The sequence below is a fragment of the Streptomyces sp. NPDC002133 genome (assembly GCF_040296405.1).
Lineage (GTDB): Bacteria > Actinomycetota > Actinomycetes > Streptomycetales > Streptomycetaceae > Streptomyces.
In genome coordinates, this window is the sequence record NZ_JBEOXF010000007.1 from 186,080 (window position 1) to 210,861 (window position 24,782).

Sequence of the window (24,782 nt, forward strand, 5' to 3'; positions counted from 1 at the left end):
CAGCAGGGGCCGGGGCGTCTGCCCTTGTCCTACGAGCGTAGGAGCTCCGTCTGCCCAGCGCTATGCGGCATCCGCCGGACTTCGCGCAGTCCGGCGCGCTGTGTGCCGCACTCACCGCGCTGAGTGCCGCACGGGGTGTGCGGCGCGCATCGGCGGGGGCACCGTGGGCCATGCGGAGGCCTTCGCGGTGTGTGACTGCGAACACAGGATTTGCCGCGTGATCGTCTCGTAACATTGCCTCATGTCTTGGACCGAGCTGCCGGAGACCCGCGCCGCCGCACCGGCTCCGCGGGTTCGTGCCGTCCGGGTCGCGGAGGGCGAGGAGCTGCGCCGCGTCGCACTGCCCGGACTGACGCTCACCGTGCGTGCCCGGCCCCCGGCCCGCACCGGACTGCCTCCCGCGCTGTACGTCCACGGCCTCGGCGGCTCGTCGCAGAACTGGACCGTGCTGATGCGCGTGCTCGAGGACCGGGTGGACGGCGAGGCCGTCGACCTGCCCGGCTTCGGGGACTCCCCGCCACCGGACGACGGCAACTACTCGGTGACGGGGCACGCCCGGGCGGTCATCCGCATGCTCGACGCCGACGGCCGCGGCCCCGTCCATCTCATCGGGAACTCGCTCGGTGGTGCCGTCTGCACACGCGTCGCGGCCGTCCGTCCCGACCTCGTCCGCACCTTGACCCTCATCTCCCCGGCCCTGCCCGAGCTCCGTGTCCAGCGCTCCGCCTGGTCCACCGCGCTGCTCGCGGCGCCGGGCGCCGCCCGGCTGTTCACCCGGCTGACGAAGGACTGGACGGCGGAGATGCGGGTCCGCGGAGTGGTGGCGCTCTGCTACGGAGACCCCGGCAACGCCACCGATGAGGGCCTCCGCCACGCCGTGGAGGAGATGGAGCGGCGGCTCGAACTGCCGTACTTCTGGGACGCGATGGCGCGCAGCACACGCGGGATCGTGGATGCCTATACGCTCGGCGGGCAGCACGGACTGTGGCGGCAGGCGGAGCGCGTACTCGCGCCGACCCTGCTGGTGTACGGCTGCCGGGACCAGCTCGTCGCGTACCGGATGGCCCGCAAGGCGGCCCAGGCATTCCGGGACTCCCGATTGCTGACCCTCCCGGACGCCGGGCACGTTGCCATGATGGAGTATCCGGAGACGGTCGCCGAGGCCGTACGGGAACTGCTCGACGACGACAGCGGTAGGAGCTGATCCGGGGCGTGGGACGACACAGCCGCAAGGGCCCCGCACCCAAGGCCGCCGACAACAGCAACCCCGGCACCAACCAGGGGACGGGTACGACGACGACCGTTCCGGCGCCCACGACGGCGACGCCCACGGGCCGGCGCAGGCGGTCCGGACCCGCCGATCCCGAGCAGCGCTCCGGCACCGGGGGCTACGGCACACCCGCGCACGGGACACCCATGTACGGCACCCCGGCGCACGGGACGCCCGCGTACGGAACGCAGGGGTACGGATCCCAGGACTACGGCACCCCGGCCCACGGCACTCCTGCGTACGGCACCCCGGCGCACGGTGTACCGCAGGTGCGCGGCGGCCATCCCGAGCAGCGGGAGCCCGGCGGCGGCTGGGGAGCGCCGCAGAACGGTGGCCGCTACGGCGACTGGCAGGGCGTGCCGCGTGGCCAGACCACCACCACGACGGGGCAGCACCCCGTGATCCCCCCGCAGGGACGGCAGGGCCCGCCGATCGGCGCAGGTGCCCGCATCCCCGGCCCGCGGCGGGAGTTCGTCGAGGCCTTCGACGAACCCGAGCGGCAGCAGGAGGCGCGGACAACGGCTTCCGCGGCTCCGCCGCACACCGGATCGCCCGACTCCGACGCGGCCGCCGACTCCGACGCCCCGGCCAAGCCCGCCAAGGGCCGTACGTTCACCGGGATCGCGGCGGCAGCCGTCACCACCGTCCTCGCGGTCGTCGTCGCCGGACAGGTCACCGACACCGGTCCGGAGGCGATCGGCTCGAAGGCCGCGGGTGAGACGGACCGGGGCAGTGAGGACGGTTCCGCGTCCCGCTCGGACAACCGACTCGTCCCGCCGCAGGAGGCCGCACCGCAGGTGCCGGCCGCCCCGCCCACGTATGCGGAGCTGATGGCCGGCCAGTTCCCGCTCGACCCCGGGCTCAAGGGCTCCGGTGAGTTCGAGGCGGTGGCGGGCTTCGACAAGGCGCCGGGCAAGGGGCAGAGGATCCGCTACCGGATCGACGTCGAGAAGGGCCTCGGCCTGGACGGCAAGCTCTTCGCGCAGGCCGTCCAGCAGACGCTCAACGACGACCGGAGCTGGGCGCACAACGGCGCCATGACCTTCGAGCGCATCTCCTCCGGCGAGCCCGAGTTCGTGATCACCCTGGCCAGCCCGGGGACCACGGCGACCTGGTGCGCCAAGTCCGGACTGGACACCACCGTCGACAACGTCTCCTGCGACTCCGCCTCCACCGAGCGCGTGATGATCAACGCCTTCCGCTGGGCGCAGGGTTCGGAGACGTACGGCGCCAAGGCGATGCTGGCGTACCGTCAGATGCTGATCAACCACGAGGTGGGCCACCGGCTCGGGCACAGCCACGTGAACTGCCGCACACCCGGCGCGCTCGCCCCCGTGATGCAGCAGCAGACCAAGTCGCTGGACGTCAACGGCGTCCAGTGCCGCCCGAACCCCTGGGTGCATCCGGGCGACGACTGAGTGCACCGGCCCGACGACCGGGCCGGTTCTGCCTCCCCGGTGGCGACTGACGGAGCGTGACGAGACCGGACCGTAGCGCGACCGAACGCTACGGTGCCGGGAAAGTTACGTGCATTCACCCCTTCCAGTGGCGCGACGGACAACCGTCCATCGCGCCACCGGCATATCCGCATAACGTCGTCCCGCCGCGAGCCGCCGGACCAGAGGCGGCCGCCCACAAGGGAGATCGGGGGTGCGCTCGTGCGGATCGGACTGCTTACGGATGGTGGTTATCCGTTTGCGACGGGTGAGTCCAGGCTGTGGTGCGACCGGCTCGTGCGCGGGCTCGCGCAGCACGAATTCGACGTCTACGCGCTCAGCCGCAGCGCCCAGCAGGAAGACTGCGGCTGGATCGCGCTGCCACCGCAGGTGCAGCGGGTGCACACCGCGCCCCTCTGGGCGCCCGAGGACGACGGCCGCAGCCATGCACGGCGCGAGCGGAAGCGCTTCGGCGGGCACTTCAGGGAGCTGGCGGCGGCGGTGTGCGGCAGCGACGAGGGCCGCCTCGACCGTTTCGCCGACGGGCTGTACGGACTTGCCGAGCTGGCGAGGGAGCACGGCGGGATGTATGCCGCGCTGCGCTCCGAACTCGCCGTGCGCATCCTGGAGTCCGCGTGCCGCGCACCCGGAGCACGCCGCGCGCTGCACAGCACGACGGTGCCCGACTACCTGGCCTTCGCGGACCAGTTGGAGCGCGCGCTGCGGCCTCTGTCGCTCGACTGGTACGGGAGCGACTCGCTGGGTGCGGTCGACCTGTGCCATGCCGCGTCCGGCGGATCCGCCGCGCTGCCCGGGCTGTTGGCCAAACGCTTCTTCGCGGTGCCGCTGCTGGTCACGGAGTACGGGGTGCAGCTGCGGGCGCACTATCTCGCGTCGGGCGACACCGGGGCCGGCGGCGCTTCCGACGCGCAGGGACCGTCCGGTTCGTCCGGTGGATCCTCCGGCGGCCCCGGGGCCCCCGGGGCTTCCCGGTCACCCGGCGCTCCCGGCTTCGCCAGCGCCGGGGTGCGCGCCCTGCTGGCGGCGTTCCACGGGCTGCTGGCCGCCGAGGTGTACCGGCAGGCGTCCGTCATCACCCCCGGCAACACCCACGCCCGGCGCTGGCAGGAGAAGTGCGGCGCGGACCCCGCCCGCCTGCGCACGGTCTACCCCGGGATGGAGGCGGACCGCTTCGCGGCGGTGGGGGAGGGGGAGTTCGGCGGCGATCCGCACACGCTCGTCTGGGTCGGCCGCATCGAACCCTCCAAGGACCTGATCGCGCTCCTCCACGCCTTCTCCGAGGTGCGGAAGGAGGAGCGGGACGCGCGGCTGCGGATCCTGGGCGCGCCCGCGCAGGGCCCAGAGGCCACCGCGTATCTGGCGCACTGCCGGGCACTGGCCGCGCAGCTCTTCCCCGACGAGGCGGCCGACGCGCACGCGGTCGGCGAGAACCCCGTCTCCTTCGAGGAGATCGGCGGTCCCGAGGCGCCCGAACTGGCGGACGCCTACGCCTCCGGGGCCGTGATCGTCCTGTCGAGCGTCGTCGAGGGCTTTCCGATCAGCCTCGTCGAAGCCATGTTCTGCGGGCGCGCGACGGTGTCCACGGACGTCGGCGCGGTCGTCGAAGTCATCGGCGGCACAGGGCTCGTGGTGCCCCCGCGCAATCCGCGGGCGCTTGCCGACGCGTGCCTCGCCCTCCTGCGTGACCCGGAGCGCCGCGAGCGGCTCGGCGCCGCGGCGCGGGCGAGGGCGCTCGAACTCTTCACGGTCGAGCAGAATCTCGCGGCATTTCGCGGCATTTACCTGGAGCTCCTCTCGCACAGCCCGCGGATGCGCGACGCCGACCCTCTCCCCTTTGCCACACCCGCCGAGGCGTACGTCCCGGGCCACTGGACCGGCGCACGGTCCGCCCAGCCCACATGGGCGGAAACTCCCTTGGCCGGCGCGGCCAGCCCAGGAGCCCCCGATGCCTGACACCACCGCCGACAGCGACAGAACCGCGGAGACCCCCAGAACGGCGGAGCCCATCAGAACCGCCGACAGCGCCGGAGCTTCCCGAGGGAAGCCGGTCCCCGACCGCAAGCCGCCGGTCCCCGACCGCAAGCCGACCGCCGACCGTCGGCCGGCCCCGGTCCGGCGCGGGCCCGCCGACCCCGTGAAGGCGCTCATGCACCGGCACCGCGAGCTGTGCGAGCGCGCCGTCGATCCCCTGGAGATCGCCGCCGGGCTGGAGGCGCACGGAGTGACCGACCGGACCGCCGCGAGGTTCCGGCACCGGGATGTGTTCTCGCTGGCCGACGAGCTGTATGCGCGCGTGCCGCGCGGGGAGGCAGGCCCGGGCCCCATGGCCGGCGAAGGGCTCGGGGCGTGCTCGGGCACGCGTGCGCTGCCCGCGCGGGCCGTGCTCCCCGCGCTGCTGCCGGGCGCCGTCGCCGTCGCCGCCGCCGTCGCACTTCACTTCACGAGCGGCGGGACACGGGCCGGTGCCGGTGCGGCGGGGGCCATGGGGCTCGCGGGCGCGCTCGCGTACGGTCTGCGCCGCGGGTCGCTGCGGGTCGCGGGGCGCACAGTGCGGCTCGCGGGTCTGTGGGTGGGCTGGCTGCTCGCGTACGCGGTGGCCGGCGGCGGCCTGCTGGAGCAGCTCGTCGACGGCGGGCCGTACGACACATGGCCGATGACGCCCGGCCCGCTCGTCGGCCTCGCGCTCGCGGTCCTGCCCGCGGCCTGGAGCGCCCAGCTGTTCTCGGTGCAGGCGCGCCGCAGGCTCGGCGCCAGCCGTGGACTGGAGGAGTTCGCCGCCGGGGTGCGGCCCCTGCTCTTCGCGACCGTCACGCTGTACGCCGTCGCCCTCGCCTCACTCCTGGTGCTCACCGGTCTGGTGCTGGCCGTGGACCTCGTGCCCGCCGTCGCCCTCGGACTGCTGCTCTTCCTCGCGCGGCTGCTCACCGTCCACGGATTCCCCGCGTCCGCCGTCAGCGGGCTCGCCGCCGCGGCTGCCGTCGAAACGGTCGCCCTGGCCACCGTCCTCGGCGGACGTCTCCCCGGCTGCGCCTTCCTGGCCCGGCCCGTCGAGGCCGCCGTCACGGCCTGGGGCCCCGGGGCGGTACCGGCTCTCGCCTGCGGCGCCGCCGCCCTGGGGCTGCTGGTCCACGCGACCGCCGCCCTCTCCCGGGCCTCGGCCCACACCACATGAGACCCCACACCCCCACACCCCCCACGCACTCCCGCGGAGCCGACGCCGCGGGCGTACCGCCCGATCGACCCATCGCGCAACACGCTGAGGAGAAGCACGACATGAACCCGTACCACCCAGAGCCGGCAACGGCCGGCACGGCCCGTCGGCGCCGAGGAGCCGCGCTATGAGGGTGCTACTGCTCGGAGCCAACGGCTTCCTCGGCCGCTTCGTCGCCGACCGGCTGCTCGCCGACCCGGCCGTGCACCTCACCGCCCTGGGGCGCGGCGACGACGCCGACGTACGGTTCGACCTCGCGGGCGGCAGCCCGGGCGCGCTCACGCGCTTCCTGGACGCCGTCCACCCCGGAGTCGTGATCAACTGCGCCGGCGCGACCCGCGGCGGCGCCCGCGACCTGACCCGGCACAACACCGTGGCCGTCGCCACCGTCTGCGAGGCCCTGCGCCGCAGCGGGTGCGACGCCCGCCTCGTCCAGCTCGGCTGCGCGTCCGAGTACGGGCCCTCGCAGCCCGGCTCGTCCACAGCCGAGGACGCGGTCCCGCGGCCCGGCGGCCCGTACGGCGTCTCCAAGCTCGCCGCGACCGAGCTGGTGCTCGGCTCGGGACTGGACGCCGTCGTCCTGCGGGTCTTCTCGCCCGTCGGCCCCGGCACCCCCGCCGGATCCCCCCTCGGCCGGCTCGCCGAGGCGATGCGGCGCGCCATGCAGTCCGGCGACGGCGAGCTGAAGCTCAGCGGTCTCGGTGTGCAGCGTGACTTCGTCGACGTGCGGGATGTCGCGCGGGCCGTGCACGCCGCCTCGCTCTCGGCCGCGCAGGGCGTCGTCAACATCGGCACCGGCCGCGCCGTACGGCTCCGGGACGCCGCCGCCGTACTGGCCAGGGTTGCCGGATACGCGGGCGCCCTCCACGAGCTCGACACGCACCCGGTCCGCCCCGGCCACGCCGCCATCGGCGCCCCCCGCGGCCCGGAGTCCCTCGCCGAGCACCTCGGCGTCACCCCGTACCCGTACCCCGACGGCTGCGGCAGCTGGCAGCAGGCGGATGTGCGCACCGCCCGCGACCGGCTCGGCTGGCGGCCGCGGATCAACCTGGAGGAGTCCCTCGCGGACATCTGGATGGAGGCGGCATGCCGTATCTGATCACGACCGGAGACACGCTCTCCGCGACCGGCGCCGAGAGACTCGGCTTCGGTGTCCCCGGATACGCCCACCCGCTGCTCGCCCCCGTCGAATGGGCCGAGCTGACCCGCCCGGGCACCCCGCTGCACTGGGCCGTGCTCAATGTCTCGGACCGAGGCCCCGGCACCCGCCCCGACCCGCACTGCCTGGAGGCCGCCGGCAGGCTCACCAACGCCGGAGTCCGGGTCTTGGGCCATCTCGACCTCGCCCACGGCGGTCGCCCCTTCGGCGAGATCGTCGCCGACGCCCACCGTTACCTCGACTGGTACCGGGTCGGGGGCTTCCTGCTGGACCGCTGCCCGGTCGAGCGCGCGGATCTCACCGGGGTGCGGCGCGTGACGGCCACGCTGGAGGCCGTCATCGACGGCGGTCACCTGGTACTCGGCCACGGGACACACCCATACCCGGGTTACGCGGAGGTGGCAGACCAACTGGTGACGTTCTCCGGGCCCTGGACCGACTACCGCTGGTCGCAGGTCGCGGAGTGGACCGCGGACTACCCGCCCGAGCGGTTCGTGCACTTCGTGCACGGTGTGCCGCGGACCCATCTGGACGAGGCCATGCGGATCGCCCGCTGGCAGGGCGCGGGCACGATCTTCTTCACCGACCGGGTGGCCACGGGCGCCGGACAAAGTGGAGCGTTTGACGCCTTGCCCGGCTACTGGGACGAAATCGTCTCGCGGATTGGACCGGGTGTCTCGGAATGAGAAGGCGCGTGGCACTGTTACAGCCAGAACAATCGTACTGACGTAACGACCAACGGAGTCCCCGTGTCGCTGCCACCCCTGGTCGAGCCGGCTGCCGAGCTCACCGTAGACGAGGTCCGCAGGTACTCCCGCCACCTGATCATCCCGGATGTCGGGATGGACGGGCAGAAGCGGCTGAAGAACGCCAAGGTGCTCTGTGTGGGCGCCGGTGGCCTCGGCTCGCCGGCCCTGATGTACCTGGCCGCGGCCGGGGTGGGCACGCTCGGCATCGTGGAGTTCGACGAGGTCGACGAGTCGAACCTGCAGCGCCAGATCATCCACAGCCAGGCGGACATCGGCCGCTCCAAGGCCGAGTCCGCGCGTGACACCGTCAAGGGCATCAACCCGTACGTCGACGTGGTCCTTCACGAAGAGCGGCTCGAGGCCGAGAACGTGATGGACATCTTCAGCCAGTACGACCTGATCGTCGACGGCACGGACAACTTCGCCACCCGCTATCTGGTGAACGACGCGTGCGTGCTGCTGAACAAGCCGTACGTGTGGGGTTCGATCTACCGCTTCGACGGTCAGGCCTCCGTCTTCTGGTCCGAGCACGGTCCCTGCTACCGCTGCCTCTACCCGGAGCCCCCGCCGCCGGGCATGGTCCCCTCCTGCGCCGAGGGCGGCGTGCTGGGCGTGCTGTGCGCGTCCATCGGCTCCATCCAGGTCAACGAGGCCATCAAGCTGCTCGCCGGCATCGGTGAGCCGCTGGTCGGCCGACTGATGATCTATGACGCCCTGGAGATGCAGTACCGCCAGGTCAAGGTCCGCAAGGACCCGAACTGCGCGGTCTGCGGTGAGAACCCGACCGTCACCGAGCTCATCGACTACGAGGCCTTCTGCGGCGTCGTGTCCGAGGAGGCCCAGGAGGCGGCCCTCGGCTCGACGATCACTCCCAAGCAGCTCAAGGAGTGGATCGACGACGGCGAGAACATCGACATCATCGACGTCCGCGAGCCGAACGAGTACGAGATCGTCTCCATCCCCGGTGCGCGGCTGATCCCGAAGAACGAGTTCCTGATGGGCAACGCCCTCCAGGGGCTGCCGCAGGACAAGAAGATCGTCCTGCACTGCAAGACCGGTGTCCGCAGTGCGGAAGTCCTCGCCGTGCTCAAGTCCGCGGGCTTCGCGGACGCGGTGCACGTCGGCGGCGGCGTGATCGGCTGGGTCAACCAGATCGAGCCGGACAAGCCCGTCTACTAGCTCGTCGGAACCGGACTCCACAGCACCGGACTTCGCTGGAAGGGGCCGGCCCACAAGGGCCGGTCCCTTTCGCATGCCGGGACACGTGAGCCGCGCGCCCCGCGCGAGCGGCCGGGCGGCGCCTAACCGCAGGTCCTGCCGTCCTCCGGGACCTTGCCGTCCAGCAGATAGCTGTCCACGACGGCGGTCACACACCGGTTCCCGGGGCTGTAACCACCGTGGCCCTCGCCCTTGTTGGTGAGCAGCACCCCGACCCCCTCGCCCAGCTCGTCCGCCATCCGCCGCGCGCCCTCGTACGGCGTCGCCGGGTCGCCGGTCGTGCCGACCACCAAAATCGGGTCCGCCCCCTTCGCGCTCGCCTCCGGGGTCTCACGCTCGCCCGGCACCGGCCACTTCGCGCACCAGCCCGCCGTGTCCCACGCCAGGAACTCGCCGAACACCGGGGATATCTCCCGGAATTCGGGCAGCAGCGACTTGGCCTCCGCCGCCGTGGGCCGCTGCTTGTCGTCCGCGCACGATATGGCCCGCTGCGAGTGGCTCTGTGTGCTGTAATGCCCGCTCTTGTCACGGTCGTTGTAGAAGTCGGCGAGCGAAAGCAGTTTTGTGCCGCGGCCGCGCTGCTCGGCCTCTTCGAGGCCCTGGGTCAGCTCGGGCCACAGGCTTGTGGAATAGAGCGACATGGCGATTCCGGTGATGGCGAGACTCTGCGTCAGCTCACGGTTGCCGCCGGCGGGCAGCGGCCGGCGATCGATCCGCTCCAGGAGCCCTGCTATGCGCTGTGAACCCGCCTCGGGGTCCTCGCCCCTGCTCATGAGGTAGTTGTCCAGGGCCCGTTGGAAGCCGGTGGTCTGGTTCCGGGCGTGACCGATCGCGTCGGCCGTCGGGTCCACCACCGCGTCCAGCACCGTCCGCCCCACGTTCTCCGGGAAAAGATGGGCGTACGTGCCGCCGAGCTCCGTGCCGTAGGAGATGCCGAAGTAGTTGAGCTTGCGGTCGCCCAGGACATGGCGGATGAGATCCATGTCGCGCGCGGCGTCCGACGTGCCGACGTGCGGGAGGACCTTGCCCGAACGGGCGGCGCAACCCGCCCCGAAGCTCTCGGCGTCCTTGAAGAATTCCGTCTCCTCGGCGGGCGTGTCGGGCGTGAGGTCGACGCGGGACGCGGCCCGCTCCTGCTCCCTGTCGTCGCGGCAGACGACACCGGAGCTGTCCGCGACGCCGCGCGGGTCGAAACTCACCAGGTCGTAGCGGGAGTTGAGCTTCCCGTACTCATCCGCGAAGCCGGGCAGGCTGTCCACTCCCGAGCCGCCCGGACCGCCGAAGTTGAACAGCAGCGAACCGAGGCGCTTGTCCTTGTCCCGTGCCTCGCGGCGGATGAGCGCGACGGAGATCGTTTCGCCGTCCGGGGCGTCGTAGTCGAGCGGGACCTTCACCTCGGCGCAGGTCCAGCCGCCGCCCTCGCAGGGCTGCCAGTCGGGGCGCTGCTTCGTGAGCGCGTCGGGCAGTCCGCTCGCCGCGTCGCCGTCGCGCACCGGCGCCGGGGCTCCCTGCCCTGTGCCGCCTCCTCGACCGGTGCCCCTCGGGTCGCTGTCACAGGCCGTCAGCGCTCCGCCGGCCACCGCCAGCACGACGGCCGCTGCCCCCACCCTCGTACGCCATGTCATTCCAGGCCCCCGGAGTATCACCCGACTGATCCGACTGCCTGCCATCCTAGGTGTCATCACGGACAGTGACCATCGCTGTGGATATCGTCATTGACAGGCGGTCCCGGCGGCCGGGACCCGCCCCTCCAGCAGGTAGCCGTCCACGGCGTTCTTCACACAGGCGTTGCCGCTGCCGTACGCCCCGTGACCTTCGCCGCGGTACGTCATCTCGATGCCGACGCCCTTGCCGAGTGCCTCGACCATCGCCTTGGCACCCGCGTAAGGCGTCGCCGGGTCCCCGGTGGTGCCGATCACGAGGATCGGGGCCGCACCCGGGGCGGAGACGTCGGGGTGCTCCCACTGCCCGGACACCGGCCACTCGGAGCAGCCCATCAGGCCCCAGCCGAGATAGTCGCCGAAGACGGGCGACGCCTTGCGGAACTCGGGGAGTTTGGCCTTCGTCTGCGCGAGCGAGTACCGCTCCTTGAAGTCGACGCAGTTGATCGCCGCGTTGGCCGCCTGGATGTTGCTGTAGCGGCCTTGCCTGTCGCGTCCGTTCATCGCGTCGGAGAAGGCGAGGAGCAGCGCGCCGTTGCCGCCGTCCGCCTCGTCGAGGCCCTGCTCCAGCAGCGGCCAGTACTCCTTGGAGTACAGGGCCTGGGCGATGCCGTTCGTCGCCTGGGTCTGGGTGAGTTCTCGGTCGCCGGTGGCCGGGATCGGCTTCTTCTCGAGCCGCGCGAGCAGATCGATGATGAACTGCTGGACCTCCTGCGGAGTGCTGCCCGGCAGCTGGCACGCGTCACCGCGCGCGACACAGTCCTTGGTGAAGTTGTCGAGCGCCAGTTGGAAGCCCTTGGCCTGGCCGAGCGAACCCTCCTCGGCGGAGCTGTTCGGGTCGACGACGGCGTCGAAGACGGCCCGGCCGACGTTCTTGGGGAACAGGTGCGCGTAGACGCCGCCGAGTTCGGTGCCGTACGAGAAGCCCAGGTAGTGGAGTTTGTCGTCGCCGAGGACCTGCCGCATCAGATCCAGGTCGCGGGCGGCGTTCGTGGTGCCGACGTACGGCAGGTCCTCGCCGGAGTTCTTCTCACAGCCGTCGGCGTACGTGCGCAGCCGGTTCGTGTACGCCTTCTCCTCGGCGGCGTCGTCGGGCGTCGAGTCCTGTGCGTAGTACTCGTCGAGCTGCCTGTTGTCCGCGCATTCGACGGCCTCGCTGCGGCCTACGCCGCGCGGGTCGAAACTCACCAGGTCGTAGCGTTCGCGCAGCTTCTCGTAGTCCTTGGCGGATGCGGGCAGACCACTGACCCCGGAGCCGCCGGGGCCGCCGAAGTTGAAGATCAGGGAGCCGATCCGCCGGGACTGGTCCCGGGCCTTGCCACGGATGAGGGCCAGTTCGATCGTCTCGCCGTCCGGATCCGCGTAGTCGCGGGGCGCGTCCATGAAGGCGCACTCCCACGGCGTCCCGCCGGGCAGCGGCGAGGGGGCCGGGCCGCCGCCCTCCGCCTCCGAGGGGGGCGGGCACGGCTGCCAGTCCAGTTTCTGGGCGCCCAGGTCCTGACTGCCCTGCTTCTCCTTGCCGCCGTCGCCGGTGTCCGAGCAGCCGGCCGTGACGAGCAGTACGGCGGCGGTCGCGGCGGCGAGGACGGTGCCGGCCCTCCGGACGCCGGCGGCGCGGCGGGTGGCCGGGGTGGTGTGCCGGTCGGGGGGTGTGGGCCCGTCGGGGGAGGAGGTGGGCATGAGCCCATCGTGCGCGGTGCCGCGGTCGTCCGCCTGTCGACGGCGGGCCATGCGGGTGGACACGGGGCCTGGCGGCCCGGTGTCCACCCCTGCACAGGGAGCGGCGGCCGCAGCCGCTAGAGCGAACCCTTGCGGGTGAGCTGGTTGAAGGCCAGCCACCCCGGCAGCACTGGCAGCCAGAGCGTCAGCAGCCGGTACAGCAGCACGGCCGGCGCCGCGACCTCAGCGGGCAGACCGACCGCGATCAGGCCGATCGTCAGCGCGCCCTCGACCGCACCGATGCCGCCCGGTGTCGGCGCCGCGGACCCCAGCGCGCTGCCCGCCAGGAAGACCACGGCGATGCTGGCGTAGCTGAGCTGCTGGTTGCCGTTGTCGAACGCCCGGATCGACGCGTCCAGGCACATCACGAACGTGCCGCTCAGCAGCAGCATCCCGCCGATGCCGGTGGCCAGCTTCACCGGCCGCTGCAGGACGTCCAGCATGCGCGGCACCACCCCGGCGAACAGTGACCGCAGCCGCGTCGCCACGAACTTCCGCGGGAAGGGGATCGCGGTCACCACCAGGAGCAGCACGGCGACGGTCAGCAGACCGGCGATGACGGTCCTTGACGGGGTGAGCGACGACGTCTTCTCCGTGCCTGTCAGATAGCCGAACGAGAGCAGCAGCAGAATGTGCGCGCCGAGCCCGAAGAGCTGAGAGGCGCCGACGCTCGCCACGGCGAGCCCGGGACGCACGCCGGAGCGCTGGAGGAAGCGGGTGTTGAGCGCGACACCGCCGACCGCCGCAGGGGCGACGATCTTCACGAACGAGGCCGCGACCTGAGCGAAGACCGTCCGCAGGAACGACACCCGCTCCGGTACGAAGCCCAGCAGGCTCATCGCGGCCGCGATGTAGCTCAGTGCCGAGAAGAGGACCGCGGCCGCCACCCAGCCCCAGTGCGCCTCGGCGACCACGGTGAGGTCGGTCCTGGTGAGCTGCGACAGCAGGAAGTACGCGGCGATGGCCCCGGCGATCAGACTGACGAGTGTGCGCGGTTTGATCCGCTCCAGCCTGGCCGGCTCGACCGGCGCCTGCGGCCGGATCAGCAGCACCTGCCGGCGGATCTGGGCCAGCAGGTCCTCCTCGCGGGCCTCGTCCAGCGCCTCGTCCATGGCCCGCTTCTCGGCCTGCTTCTCGGCGCGCAGCGACTTGCGGGCGGCCTTCTTGTCGCCCTTGTCCACCCTGACGCCCGCCTCGTCGCCACCCTCTCCGACGGAGGCCTCGGCCCTGGCCTGCTTGGCAGACTCCGCCGCCGCCAGCACCGCCTCGCGCTCGCGCTGCGAACGCTCCCGGGCGAGCCGCCGCAGCGTCGCGCGGGTGGAGCGGCTCAGCGCGATCGGCTGGAGCAGCGGCAGACAGTCCGCGACCGCGTCCGGGCCGAGCACCTCGACCGCCGCGGCCACCGCGCGCTCGGCACCCACCCGCAGACCGACCGTGGCGAGCAACTGGGCGATGTCCATGCGCAGCACCACATCGCCGGCCGCGATCTCGCCGCCGCGCAGATCGGTCAGCACCACCGCGCCGGAACGATCCACCAGAATCGCGTCACCCGTCAGCCTGCGATGCGCGATACGCCGCGACTGCAGCGCCCTGACCTGCCGGAACGCGCCGAGTACGATGTCGTCGGTGGTCTCCTCGTCCGACAGGGAGTCCAGCGTGCGGCCGCCGAGGTGCTCGTACACCAGCATCACGGCGTCCGGGCCGAGCTCGGACGTGGCGATCAGCTTGGGCGCGTTGGCCCCCGCGGCGATCGCGGCGTACGCGAGCAGTGCCTCCTGCTCCAGCGCCTGGCGCAGCGACTGGATCGAGCGGCGGGTCGTGATGCCGCGCAGCGTCAGCCTGCGCCACACCCGGTAGAAGTACCCCTGCGCCTGCTGCTCCCGGTCGACCACCGTCACGTCGAGCGGTGGGCCGTCCTCCAGCGTGACGAGGTAGCGTCTGCCGCGGTCGCCCTGGTCGGTGGGGGTCCCGCCGGCGGAGCGAGGGGGAGAGTCCGGTACGTCCTCGGCGCGCATCGCCGTGACCGGGCGGAAACCGACATGGCGAAGACCCGCCAGCAGGGTCTGGCCGGTCGGCCGTACGTTCGGGGAGCCGACCGCGTAGAGCGTGCCGTACGCCACCGTCCAGCCGATCAGCACGGTGAGGATGATCGAGAACGGTGTGGTGTAGCCCGCGACCAGCATCGCGAAGGTGTCGAGCAGCAGCACACCCCACAGCGCCACGCGCCAGCGCGGGCGGCGGGCCATGCCGACGGCCGTCATATAGGCGATGACGGGCGCGAGATAGCCGTGGACCGGATCGGTGAGCCCGCCGCCGGTCTGCGGCTGGGTCAGCGCGTCCTGGATCTGGCCGGGCGCGGCCTCCGCGACCCAGAGGTCGGTGGCGAGGGTCACGCCATGGGCGAGTACGGCGGCGAGTACCCCGTCGGCGATGCGCAGCCCGTCCCGTTTGATCAGCCGCTCGATGGCGAAGGCGACGGGGACGAGCAGCACGGCGATGCTGGAGACCAGACCTGCGAGCTTGACCAGCAGGTCGGGGGCCTGGCCGGTGCCCTTGGAGATGTCCGACTCCAGGCCGGACGTGGTGCCGTGGGCGAAGGCGGCGATGGCGAGGACCACGACGATCGCCAGGACGCCCATGAGCAGCCGCGTCAGGTCGGAGGGGCGGTGCACACGGGCGGGGAGGAGGGGTTCGTCACCGGAGACGCGCTCGGCGGGGGCGTCCTCGTCGTGCTCAGGGGCGTGCGGCGCCTGCTGGGCGTACGAGTCGGCCGGGGCGGGCTGCGGGTCGGGAGGACCGTGCGGACCCTGCGGGCCGGGTGTGGAGGGGGCTTCGGGTGCGGCGGGCGTTTCGGACGTGTCCGGGCCCTGCCCGGCCTCCTTGCCGGGGCCCGGCGTCCGCGTTTCCGGGCGCGACTCGGAGCCGGAGGTGCTTGCCGCCGTCGCAGGCCGCACGCCCCGCTCCTTCGTCGCGTCTGTCTCTTCTTGGTCTCGTATCACCAGTCACCGCCCGGATGATGGTGGCATGCCGCACCGACAGAGGGGGGCATCAGGGTGCAGGCCCGCTGTCGGTGCCATGGTGCAGGATGGGCCGGATGAGCGATGAGGTGCCGGAACTGCCGGAATACGCGGAGCGGGTGCTCGACGTCGCCGACCGTATCCCGCCGGGCCGGGTCATGACGTACGGCGATGTCGCCGAGTGGCTCGGCGAGGGCGGGCCACGCCAGGTCGGCCGTGTCATGGCGCTGTACGGCGGAGCGGTGCCCTGGTGGCGCGTGGTGCGCGCGGACGGGGTGCTCCTGCCCGTCCACGAGCTGAGCGCTCTGGAGCACTACCGTGCCGAGGGCACCCCGCTGAGGGAGGCCTCGCGCAGCACGGAGGGCCATGTGCCCCGCCTCGACATACGGCGGGCGCGCTGGGACGGCGTCGCGGACGCGACGGACGCGGACGCGACGGACACAGAAGCTCACACCTGACAGCTTCCGCCATTCGGCGGTGCGATGAGTCCTCCGAGACACGTACGGAGTACCCGACAAGGTCCGGACCGGACTCCCTGCGACCCGGGCGCGACCTGGCGTAGCGTCGTCGGAACCGTCTTCGGCACCTTCGTACCCACGCGGCCCGCGCTTGCGCACCGGCCCCTGACCCCTCACCACCAGCACACCCACCAGGACCGGCGATCCACGTGAGTTCCTCCCCCTCCAACGGGCGTACACCGCACCGTCGGGTACGGCAGGGGACCCCCCCACGCCCGCAAGGGGGTCGAGGCAGGACCCCGGGTGCGTACCGGCTGGTGCGTACCCCGCCGGGCCCGGTGGATCCCCCTCTCCTGGACGCCTCCCAGCGCGCGGTGGTTGACCATGAACGGGGACCGCTGCTCGTGCTTGCGGGGCCGGGGACGGGGAAGACGACGACGCTGGTCGAGGCGGTGGCGGCGCGGATCGCGCGGGGAGCGGATCCTGAGCGGCTGCTGGTCCTCACCTTCAGCCGCAAGGCGGCGGTCGAACTGCGCGACCGGATGGCGCTGCGGCTGGGAGGCGCGCGGGCGCCGCAGGCGACCACCTTCCACTCGTACTGCTACGCGCTGGTCCGCGCCCACCAGGACGCGGACCTGTTCGCGGAACCGCTGCGGCTGCTGTCGGGTCCCGAGCAGGACGTGGCGGTACGCGACCTGCTGGCCGGACACCTGGACCTGGAACGCGAGGGGCGCGGCGGGGCGCGCTGGCCCGCCGAGCTCCGGGCCTGCCTCACCACGCGGGGCTTCGCCGACGAGGTACGGGCCGTACTCGCCCGGAGCCGTGAGCTGGGCCTCGGCCCGGACGCGCTCGCGGCCTTCGCGCGGCGTGCCGGGCGGCCCGACTGGGGAGCGGCGGCCGCGTTCCTCGCCGAGTACCTGGACGTCCTCGACATGCAGGGCGTGCTGGACTACGCGGAGCTGGTCCACCGCGCCGTGCTGCTGGCCGGGGACGTCCCCCTGCCCGCGTACGACGCCGTCTTCGTGGACGAGTACCAGGACACCGATCCCGCGCAGGTGCGGCTGCTGCACGCGCTCGCCGGCGGCGGGCGGACCCTGGTCGCGTTCGGCGACCCGGACCAGTCGATCTACGCCTTCCGCGGGGCGGACGTGAACGGGATCCTCGACTTCCCGGAGACGTTCCCGCGCAGGGACGGCCGTCCGGCGCCGGTCGCCGTTCTCACCGCATCCCGCCGCTCGGGGGCGGCGCTCCTGGCCGCGACGCGCCTGCTCACGCAGCGCATGCCACTGACGCGGCTGCCCTCGGAGAAGGTCCGCGCCCACCGCGAACTGACGGCGGCCCGTGCGGGCGGCCGGGTCGAGGTCTGCACGTACCCGACGGCGTCCACCGAGCTGGACAACATCGCGGACGTCCTCCGCCGCGCCCACCTCGAGGACGGCGTCCCCTGGAACGACATGGCCGTCCTCGTCCGCGCCGGCGACCGCAGCCTGCCCGCGGTCCGCCGCGCCCTCACCGCCGCCGGCGTGCCCGTGGAAACGGACGGCAACGATCTTCCCCTCCGCCACGAACCCGCCGTCACCCCCCTCCTCACCGCCCTCCGCACCGCGGCGACGCCCCCGGCCACCCCGTCCGTCCCCGCCGACGCTGTTCCGGCCCACGCTGTTCCGGGTGAGGGGCGAACGGACGACCCCGACGCAGCGCCCGGGCACCCCGTCCCCGCCCTCACCCCCCTCGATCCGGAAACCGCCCTCACCCTCCTCGATCCGGAAACCGCCCTCACCCTCCTCACCTCCTCGCTCGGTGGCATGGACACCGCCGACCTCCGCCGCCTCGGCCGCGCCCTCCGCGACGAGGAGCGCGCCGCCGGCAACAAGTTCCCTGCGCCCTCGGACACGCTCATCGCCCGCGCTCTCGCCGAGCCCGAGCGACTCACCGCCCACGACCCCGCGTACGCCCGGGGCGCGCAGCGGCTCGGCGCGCTCCTGCGTAAGGCGCGCGAGCTCCTCGACGGCGGCGGCACCGCAGAGGAGGCCCTCTGGGAACTCTGGAACGGCACCTCCTGGCCGCACCGCCTCCAGCGCGCCTCCCTCCGCGGCGGCGCCGCCGGCCGCAACGCCGACCGCGACCTCGACGCCGTCTGCGCCCTCTTCGAGACCGCCGCGCGCGCCGAGGAACGCACCGGCGGCCGCGGCGTCCTCAACTTCCTGGAGGAGCTGGAGGCGCAGGACATCGCCGCCGACACCCTCACCCGGCGGGCCGCCCGCCCCGCAGCCGTACGCCTCATGACGGCCCACCGCTCCAAGGGCCTCGAATGGGGCCTCGTCGTCGTCGCCGGGGTGCAGGAAGGTCTCTGGCCCGACCTCCGCCGCCGTGGCTCCCTGCTCGAAGCGGACCGCATCGGCCGCGACGGCCTCGCCGAGCCCCTCACCCCCGGCGCCCTCCTCGCCGAGGAGCGCCGCCTCTTCTACGTCGCCGCCACGCGCGCCCGCGACCGCCTCGTCGTCACCGCGGTCAAGGCACCGGCCGACGACGGCGACCAGCCCTCCCGCTTCCTCACCGAACTCGGCGCCCAGCCACGGGACGTCACCGGCCGACCGCGCCGGCCCCTCGCCGTCGCCCCGCTCGTCGCCGAGCTGCGCGCCACCACCGTCGATCCGGAAGCCTCCGAAGAGCTGCGTGAAGCCGCCGCCCGCCGCCTCGCCCGCCTTGCCGCGCTCACCGACGACGAGGACCAGCCGCTCGTCCCCGCCGCGCACCCGTACCGCTGGTGGGGACTGAACGAGCCGACCCACAGCAGCGTGCCCCTCCGCGACCGCGACCAGCCCGTGGCACTCTCCCCGAGCTCGCTCGAGAAGCTCACCAGCACCTGTGCGCTGCAGTGGTTCCTGGGCCGCGAGGTCAAGGCGGACGCCCCCGCCACCGCCGCCCAGGGCTTCGGCAACGTCGTCCACGTACTCGCCGACGAGGTGGCCTCCGGCCGTACCCCCGCCGATCTCGCCGTCCTCATGGAGCGCCTCGACTCCGTGTGGGACGCGCTCGCCTTCGACGCCCCCTGGAAGTCCCAGCAGGAGAAGGAGCACGCGCGCACCGCCCTCGAACGCTTCCTGCGCTGGCACGTCATGGACCGTGGCGGTCGCGCACCCGCCGCCACCGAGCACGACTTCGACGTCACCCTCGCGGCGGGGGCGTACGAAGTACGGATCCGCGGCTCCATGGACCGCGTCGAGCAGGACGCGCAGGGACGTGCGTACGTCGTCGACTTCAAGACCGGCAAGCAGGCACCCACCAGGGACGAGGTCGCCCACCACGCCCAGCTCGCCGTCTACCAGCTCGCCGTCCGCGAAGGCGCCGTCGACGACGTGTTCGACGGCCGCCGCCCCGAGCCCGGTGGCGCCGAACTCGTACAACTGCGTCAGCCCGCCTCCAAGAAGGAGGGCGGCGACTCCCTGCCGAAGATCCAGTCCCAGGAGGCGCTCACCGGCGAATGGGTCGGCGATCTCCTCGCCACGGCCGCGGGCCGCGTCCTCGACGAACGCTTCACCCCCACCACGGGCACGCACTGCGGTCAGTGCGCCTTCCGCGCGTCGTGCAGCGCGCAGCCCGAGGGGCGTCACGTCGTGGAGTGAGACCGGCGGGGCAGCGCTGTCAGTGGCCCCCGTTAGCCTCTCTGAGGTGTCCGCACGCATCACCGACCCCGATCAGCTCAAGGAGCTCCTCGGCATCCCGTTCACCCCGGAGCAGACGGCCTGCATCACGGCACCGCCCGCCCCGCAGGTCGTCGTGGCCGGAGCCGGTTCGGGGAAGACGACGGTGATGGCCGCGCGCGTGGTGTGGCTCGTGGGCACGGGGCAGGTGGCCCCCGAGCAGGTCCTCGGCCTGACGTTCACCAACAAGGCGGCCGGCGAGCTCGCCGAGCGCGTCCGCACCGCGCTGGTACGGGCAGGAGTCACGGACCCGGACGTGATCGACCCGGACAACCCCCCGGGCGAGCCCCGTATCTCCACGTACCACGCCTTCGCCGGGCAGCTCCTGAGCGACCACGGCCTCCGTATCGGCCTGGAGCCGACGTCGCGACTGCTCGCCGACGCCACCCGGTTCCAGCTCGCCGCACGCGTGCTGCGCGAGGCCCCGGGCCCGTATCCCGCGCTGACCAAGTCCTTTCCCGCCCTGGTCAGCGATCTGCTCGCGCTCGACGCGGAGCTGGCCGAGCATCTCGTACGCCCCGAGGACCTGCTCGCGTACGACTCCGGGCTCCTGCACACCCTGGAGTCCGCCAGGCTCACCAACGCCGACCTGCGCAAGGTCCCCGAGGCGGCCGCCGCCCGCGCAGAGTTGCTCGACCTCGTCGTCCGCTACCGCGCGGCGAAGAGCGCCCGCGATCTGCTCGACTTCGGTGACCAGATCGCCCTCTCCGCCGAGCTCGCTCTCACCCGCCCCGAGGTGGGCCGCGTCCTGCGGGACGAATTCAGGGTGGTCCTGCTCGACGAGTACCAGGACACCTCCGTGGCCCAGCGGCTGCTGCTCTCGGGACTGTTCGGCAAGAGGTCTCCCCAGGACGGAGTCCCGGAGGGCGGGGTCGGGGATGCGGAGGAGGGCACGGGGCATGCCGTGACCGCGGTCGGCGACCCCTGCCAGGCGATCTACGGATGGCGCGGCGCGTCCGTCGCCAACCTGGACGACTTCCCGGAGCACTTCCCGCACGCGGACGGCAGCCCCGCCACCCGCTTCTCGCTGAGCGAGAACCGCCGCAGCGGCGGCCGCCTCCTGGACCTCGCCAACGGTCTCGCCGAGCCCCTGCGCGCGATGCACGAAGGCGTCGAGGCGCTGCGGCCCGCGCCCGGTGCCGAGCGTGACGGTTCCGCACGGATCGCGCTGCTGCCCACCCATGCGGAGGAGATCGAGTGGCTCGCCGACTCGATCGCCCACCTCGTGCGCACGGGCAAGGAGCCGGGTGAGATCGCGGTCCTTTGCCGCACGGCAGGGGACTTCGCCGAGGTCCAGGGCGCGCTCGTCGCCCGCGACGTCCCCGTCGAGGTCGTCGGCCTCTCCGGACTCCTGCAACTGCCCGAGGTCGCCGACCTGGTCGCCGTCTGCGACGTCCTGCAGGACCCGGGAGCCAACGCCTCGCTCGTACGGATCCTCACCGGGCCGCGCTGGCGCATCGGCCCCCGCGACCTCGCCCTCCTGGGCCGCAGGGCTCGTCTCCTCGTCCACCGCGCCCGGGAGGACGACGGCACCGACCCCGACGAGCGTCTGGCGGCAGCCGTGGAGGGCACCGATCCGTCCGAGGTGATCTCGCTCGCCGACGCGCTCGACACGTTCCTGGAGGCGAACGAACCGGACGACGGCCTGCCGTTCTCCGCCGATGCCCGCGTCCGCTTCGCCCACCTCGCAAAGGAGCTGCGCGACCTGCGCCGCTCGCTCGCCGACCCGCTCATGGACGTCCTGCACCGGGTCCTCGCCACCACCGGACTCGAGGTCGAGCTGTCGGCCTCCCCGCACGCCCTGGCGGCCCGCCGCCGCGAGACCCTCGCCAACTTCCTCGACACGGCGGCGTCCTTCGCCTCCCTGGACGGCGAGGCGACTCTGCTCGCCTTCCTGGGCTTCCTGCGCACCGCCGAGCAGTACGAGAAGGGCCTCGACAACGCGCTGCCCGGCGGCGAGAACACGGTGAAGGTCCTCACCGCCCACAAGTCCAAGGGACTGGAGTGGGACGTCGTCGCCGTGCCCGGGCTCGTCGTGGACCAGTTCCCGAGCACCCGCTCCCGTGAGTCCTGGACCGCCCGGGCGAAGGTCCTGCCGCACGCGCTGCGCGGCGACGCCGGAACGCTCCCGGACGTCGCGTCCTGGGACGCGAAGGGGCTCAAGGCCTTCAAGGAGGAGATGAAGGACCATCAGCACATCGAGGAGCTACGCCTGGGCTATGTGACCTTCACCCGCCCGCGCTCGCTGCTCCTCGGCTCGGCCCACTGGTGGGGCCCCACCCAGAAGCGTCGCCGCGGCCCGTCCGCGTTCCTGCAGGCCCTTCACAAGCACTGCGCGGCGGGATTCGGCGAGATCGAGGCATGGGCCGACGAGCCGGACGAGGACGCGGAGAACCCGGCGCTCCATGAGCATGCACAGGAGTACGTCTGGCCCCTGCCACTGGACCCTACGGCTGCAGCGCGGCGACGCGCGGCCGCGGACCTGGTGCTCACGCATCTGGACGCTCTCTCGGGGCATGCGCCGGACGGGCGGGAGTTGCCTGAGGACGACCCCTGGCCGGCCGAGCTCGCCCCTCTCGAGGAGGACGCCTGGGACGCCGAGCTCGGCGAGGCCGACGTTCCGCGGCGTGAGGAGCCTCGGGCCGACGAGCCGTGGCCCGAGGAACCGTGGGCGGACGAGCCGTGGTCCGAAGACCCGGATGCGCCCGACGCCCTCGATGCCTCTGCTGCCTCTGATGTCCCTGCCCCTGGCGACGAGGCGGGTTCCGGGGCCCCCGTGCCGGAGCGCCGCCTTCCGGGCCACCCGGGCCACCCGGGCAACCCGGACCTGCGTCGACCGGCCGCTGCCCCGGGGCAGGACCTCGCCCCCCGGCTCCCCGCCCAGCGTCGCGCCGAACGGCTCACCCCCGAGGACGCCCGCACGATCGCGTCCTGGGACCGTGATCTCGAAACCCTCACCGGCGAGCTCCGCCGTGCCCGCGCCGCGGTGCGCGACGTACCCGTACCGCCGTCCCTCTCGGCCTCGCAGCTGCTGCGGCTCGCCGCCGACCCCGACGGGTTCGCCCAGGAACTGGCCCGTCCCATGCCGCGTCCGCCGCAGCGCGGTGCCCGCCGGGGCACGCGGTTCCACGCCTGGGTGGAGTCGCGGTTCGAGGAGCTGCCGCTGCCCATGCTCGGGCCCGACGAGCTGCCGGGCCGCGACCCGGACGACCCGGACGAGGCGGAGATCGCCGACGAGCGGGATCTCGCCGCGCTCAAGGAGGCGTTCGAGCGCACTCCGTACGCGCGCCGCACGCCCTACCGCGTGGAGGTGCCGATCCAGGTCACGCTCGCGGGCCGCGTCGTCAGGGGCCGTATCGACGCGGTCTACCGCGACGCGGCAACCGGCATGTTCGAGATCGTCGACTGGAAGACCGGCCGGGCCCGCGACGCCGACCCGCTCCAGCTCGCGGTCTACCGTCTCGCCTGGGCCGAGCAGCACGGCATCCCGCCGGAAGCCGTCGACGCGGCCTTCGTGTACGTACGTACCGGGGAGGTCGTCCGCCCCGGCGCCCTCCCGGACCGGACCGGACTCGAACGCATCCTCCTCCAGGACCCGGCCGGCGAGGACCTGCCCGCGGACGGGCCTGCCGGCGGGCACCCGGCGCTCGAGGACCGGCGTCTGGAGCCCCCCGCGCACGACCGGGCCGACGAGTCCACTCCGAGCGCCGGTTAGGCTCAACACCATGAGCGACACCCCGGACGGCGCCGTCCGCGCGTACATAGATCAGCACCGCGCCGCCTTCCTCGACGACCTCGCCGAGTGGCTGAGCATCCCGTCCGTCTCCGCCCAGCCGGAGCACGACGCGGACGTGCGGCGCAGCGCCGACTGGCTCGCGGTGAAGCTCAAGGAGACCGGCTTCCCGGTCGCCGAGATCTGGGAGACGGACGGCGCCCCGGCCGTCTTCGCCGAGTGGCCCTCCGACGATCCGGATGCCCCGACCGTCCTGGTCTACGGCCACCACGACGTGCAGCCCGCCGCCCGCGAGGACGGCTGGCACACCGACCCGTTCGTGCCGGTCGTCAAGGACGGCCGGATGTACGCGCGGGGCGCGGCCGACGACAAGGGCCAGGTCTTCTTCCACACCCTGGGCGTGCGCGCCCACCTCGCCGCCACCGGTCGCACCGCCCCCGCCGTCCATCTCAAGCTCCTCGTCGAGGGCGAGGAGGAGTCCGGCTCGCCCCACTTCCGCGACCTCGTGGAGCGGCACAGAGACCGTCTCGCCACCGACGCCGTCATCGTCTCCGACACCGGCATGTGGTCCGAGACCACTCCCACCGTCTGCACCGGCATGCGCGGCGTTGCCGACTGCGAGATCGAGCTGTACGGGCCCGACCAGGACATCCACTCCGGCTCCTTCGGCGGGGCGGTGCCCAACCCCGCCACGATCGCCGCCCGCCTGGTCGCCTCGCTCCACGACGAGAACGAGCACGTCGCGATCCCCGGCTTCTACGACGGCGTCGCCGAGCTGACCGACGCCGAGCGCGAGCTCATCGCCGAGCTGCCCTTCGACGAGGCCGAGTGGCTGCGTACGGCCACGTCGTACGCGACCCTCGGCGAGGCCGGCCACACCACTCTGGAGCGCGTCTGGGCCCGGCCGACCGCCGAGGTCAACGGCATCGGCGGCGGCTACCAGGGACCCGGCGGAAAGACGATCATTCCGTCCTCCGCGCAGCTGAAGCTCTCCTTCCGCCTGGTCGCGGGGCAGGACCCGGACCGGATCGAGGAGGCGATCCGCGCCTGGGTCGCGTCCCGGATCCCCGCGGGGGTCCGGCACAAGATCACCTTCGGTGCCGCGACCCGCCCCTGTCTGACGCCGTTGGACCACCCAGCCCTGCAGGCCGTCGCCCGGTCCATGAGCCGCGCCTTCGACGGCCGGAAAGTGCGCTTCACCCGCGAGGGCGGCTCGGGGCCGGCAGCCGATCTGCAGGACGTGCTCGGTGCACCCGTGCTGTTCCTGGGGATCTCCGTCCCGTCCGACGGATGGCACGCGCCCAACGAGAAAGTCGAACTGCACCTGCTGCTCAAGGGCGTCGAGGCCACCGCCCATCTCTGGGGCGACATGGCCGGCGCCCTCCGCTGACAAACCACCGAATCGCCAGGGGGAGTGGGAAGTACC

At 72.9% G+C, this 24,782-nt stretch carries 14 protein-coding genes; 11 read left to right on the forward strand and 3 right to left on the reverse strand.

Annotated features, from left to right (window positions below):
* Positions 1-241: 241 nt before the first annotated feature.
* The 7 genes from ABT078_RS11520 to moeZ all read left to right on the forward strand — a co-directional run bounded on the left by ABT078_RS11520 (position 242) and on the right by moeZ (position 9,025).
* Positions 242-1,204, forward strand: a complete 963-nt coding sequence (locus ABT078_RS11520) for an alpha/beta fold hydrolase (protein WP_351226351.1) — start codon at positions 242-244, stop codon at positions 1,202-1,204.
* A gap of 8 nt (positions 1,205-1,212) precedes the next feature.
* Positions 1,213-2,688, forward strand: coding sequence for a DUF3152 domain-containing protein (locus ABT078_RS11525; RefSeq protein ID WP_502981202.1), 1,476 nt, complete (start codon positions 1,213-1,215; stop codon positions 2,686-2,688).
* Between the two features lie 240 nt (positions 2,689-2,928).
* On the forward strand, positions 2,929-4,680 hold the full coding sequence (locus ABT078_RS11530; protein ID WP_351226353.1) for a DUF3492 domain-containing protein: 1,752 nt from the start codon (positions 2,929-2,931) through the stop codon (positions 4,678-4,680).
* A complete protein-coding gene (locus tag ABT078_RS11535) occupies positions 4,673-5,899 on the forward strand; it encodes a hypothetical protein (RefSeq protein ID WP_351226355.1) in 1,227 nt (408 codons plus the stop codon). The genes ABT078_RS11530 and ABT078_RS11535 overlap by 8 nt, the downstream gene beginning before the upstream one ends.
* Before the next feature lie 166 nt (positions 5,900-6,065).
* A complete protein-coding gene (locus ABT078_RS11540; RefSeq protein ID WP_351226357.1) occupies positions 6,066-7,037 on the forward strand; it encodes an SDR family oxidoreductase in 972 nt (323 codons plus the stop codon).
* Positions 7,025-7,783, forward strand: coding sequence for a spherulation-specific family 4 protein (locus tag ABT078_RS11545; RefSeq protein ID WP_351226359.1), 759 nt, complete (start codon positions 7,025-7,027; stop codon positions 7,781-7,783). The genes ABT078_RS11540 and ABT078_RS11545 overlap by 13 nt, the downstream gene beginning before the upstream one ends.
* 63 nt (positions 7,784-7,846) lie before the next feature.
* Complete coding sequence (moeZ, locus tag ABT078_RS11550) at positions 7,847-9,025, forward strand: adenylyltransferase/sulfurtransferase MoeZ (RefSeq protein ID WP_351226361.1); 1,179 nt, start codon at positions 7,847-7,849, stop codon at positions 9,023-9,025.
* A 122-nt stretch (positions 9,026-9,147) separates the two neighbouring features.
* Here the strand turns inward: moeZ and ABT078_RS11555 are convergent, their stop codons facing one another.
* From ABT078_RS11555 to ABT078_RS11565, 3 genes are all read right to left on the reverse strand, one after another.
* A complete protein-coding gene (locus tag ABT078_RS11555; RefSeq protein ID WP_502981203.1) occupies positions 9,148-10,689 on the reverse strand; it encodes an alpha/beta hydrolase in 1,542 nt (513 codons plus the stop codon).
* Positions 10,690-10,776: 87 nt separating this feature from the next.
* Positions 10,777-12,405, reverse strand: a complete 1,629-nt coding sequence (locus ABT078_RS11560; RefSeq protein WP_351226365.1) for an alpha/beta hydrolase — start codon at positions 12,403-12,405, stop codon at positions 10,777-10,779.
* Between the two features lie 116 nt (positions 12,406-12,521).
* Positions 12,522-15,398: a lysylphosphatidylglycerol synthase domain-containing protein gene (locus ABT078_RS11565; protein WP_351226367.1), complete on the reverse strand. Its 2,877-nt coding sequence runs from the start codon at positions 15,396-15,398 to the stop codon at positions 12,522-12,524.
* A 140-nt stretch (positions 15,399-15,538) separates the two neighbouring features.
* Between ABT078_RS11565 and ABT078_RS11570 the strand changes: the two genes are divergently transcribed.
* From ABT078_RS11570 to ABT078_RS11585, 4 genes are all read left to right on the forward strand, one after another.
* The gene (locus tag ABT078_RS11570) at positions 15,539-15,919 is read left to right on the forward strand and encodes an MGMT family protein (RefSeq protein ID WP_351226369.1); all 381 of its coding nucleotides are present in this window, start codon (positions 15,539-15,541) and stop codon (positions 15,917-15,919) included.
* A gap of 209 nt (positions 15,920-16,128) precedes the next feature.
* A complete protein-coding gene (locus ABT078_RS11575; protein ID WP_502981204.1) occupies positions 16,129-19,545 on the forward strand; it encodes an ATP-dependent helicase in 3,417 nt (1,138 codons plus the stop codon).
* A gap of 46 nt (positions 19,546-19,591) precedes the next feature.
* Complete coding sequence (locus ABT078_RS11580; RefSeq protein ID WP_351226373.1) at positions 19,592-23,338, forward strand: UvrD-helicase domain-containing protein; 3,747 nt, start codon at positions 19,592-19,594, stop codon at positions 23,336-23,338.
* 10 nt (positions 23,339-23,348) lie between these two features.
* On the forward strand, positions 23,349-24,746 hold the full coding sequence (locus ABT078_RS11585) for a dipeptidase (protein WP_351226375.1): 1,398 nt from the start codon (positions 23,349-23,351) through the stop codon (positions 24,744-24,746).
* Positions 24,747-24,782 lie beyond the last annotated feature (36 nt).

What these genes read in the sequence shown, in the direction of transcription:
- ABT078_RS11520 (WP_351226351.1), top strand. Translation starts at nt 242, where the DNA reads ATGTCTTGGACCGAGCTGCCGGAGACCCGCGCCGCCGCACCGGCTCCG.
- ABT078_RS11535 (WP_351226355.1), top strand. Translation starts at nt 4,673, where the DNA reads ATGCCTGACACCACCGCCGACAGCGACAGAACCGCGGAGACCCCCAGA.
- ABT078_RS11540 (WP_351226357.1), top strand. Translation starts at nt 6,066, where the DNA reads ATGAGGGTGCTACTGCTCGGAGCCAACGGCTTCCTCGGCCGCTTCGTC.
- ABT078_RS11545 (WP_351226359.1), top strand. Translation starts at nt 7,025, where the DNA reads ATGCCGTATCTGATCACGACCGGAGACACGCTCTCCGCGACCGGCGCC.
- ABT078_RS11555 (WP_502981203.1), bottom strand. Translation starts at nt 10,689, where the DNA reads ATGACATGGCGTACGAGGGTGGGGGCAGCGGCCGTCGTGCTGGCGGTG.
- ABT078_RS11560 (WP_351226365.1), bottom strand. Translation starts at nt 12,405, where the DNA reads ATGCCCACCTCCTCCCCCGACGGGCCCACACCCCCCGACCGGCACACC.
- ABT078_RS11570 (WP_351226369.1), top strand. Translation starts at nt 15,539, where the DNA reads ATGAGCGATGAGGTGCCGGAACTGCCGGAATACGCGGAGCGGGTGCTC.
- ABT078_RS11585 (WP_351226375.1), top strand. Translation starts at nt 23,349, where the DNA reads ATGAGCGACACCCCGGACGGCGCCGTCCGCGCGTACATAGATCAGCAC.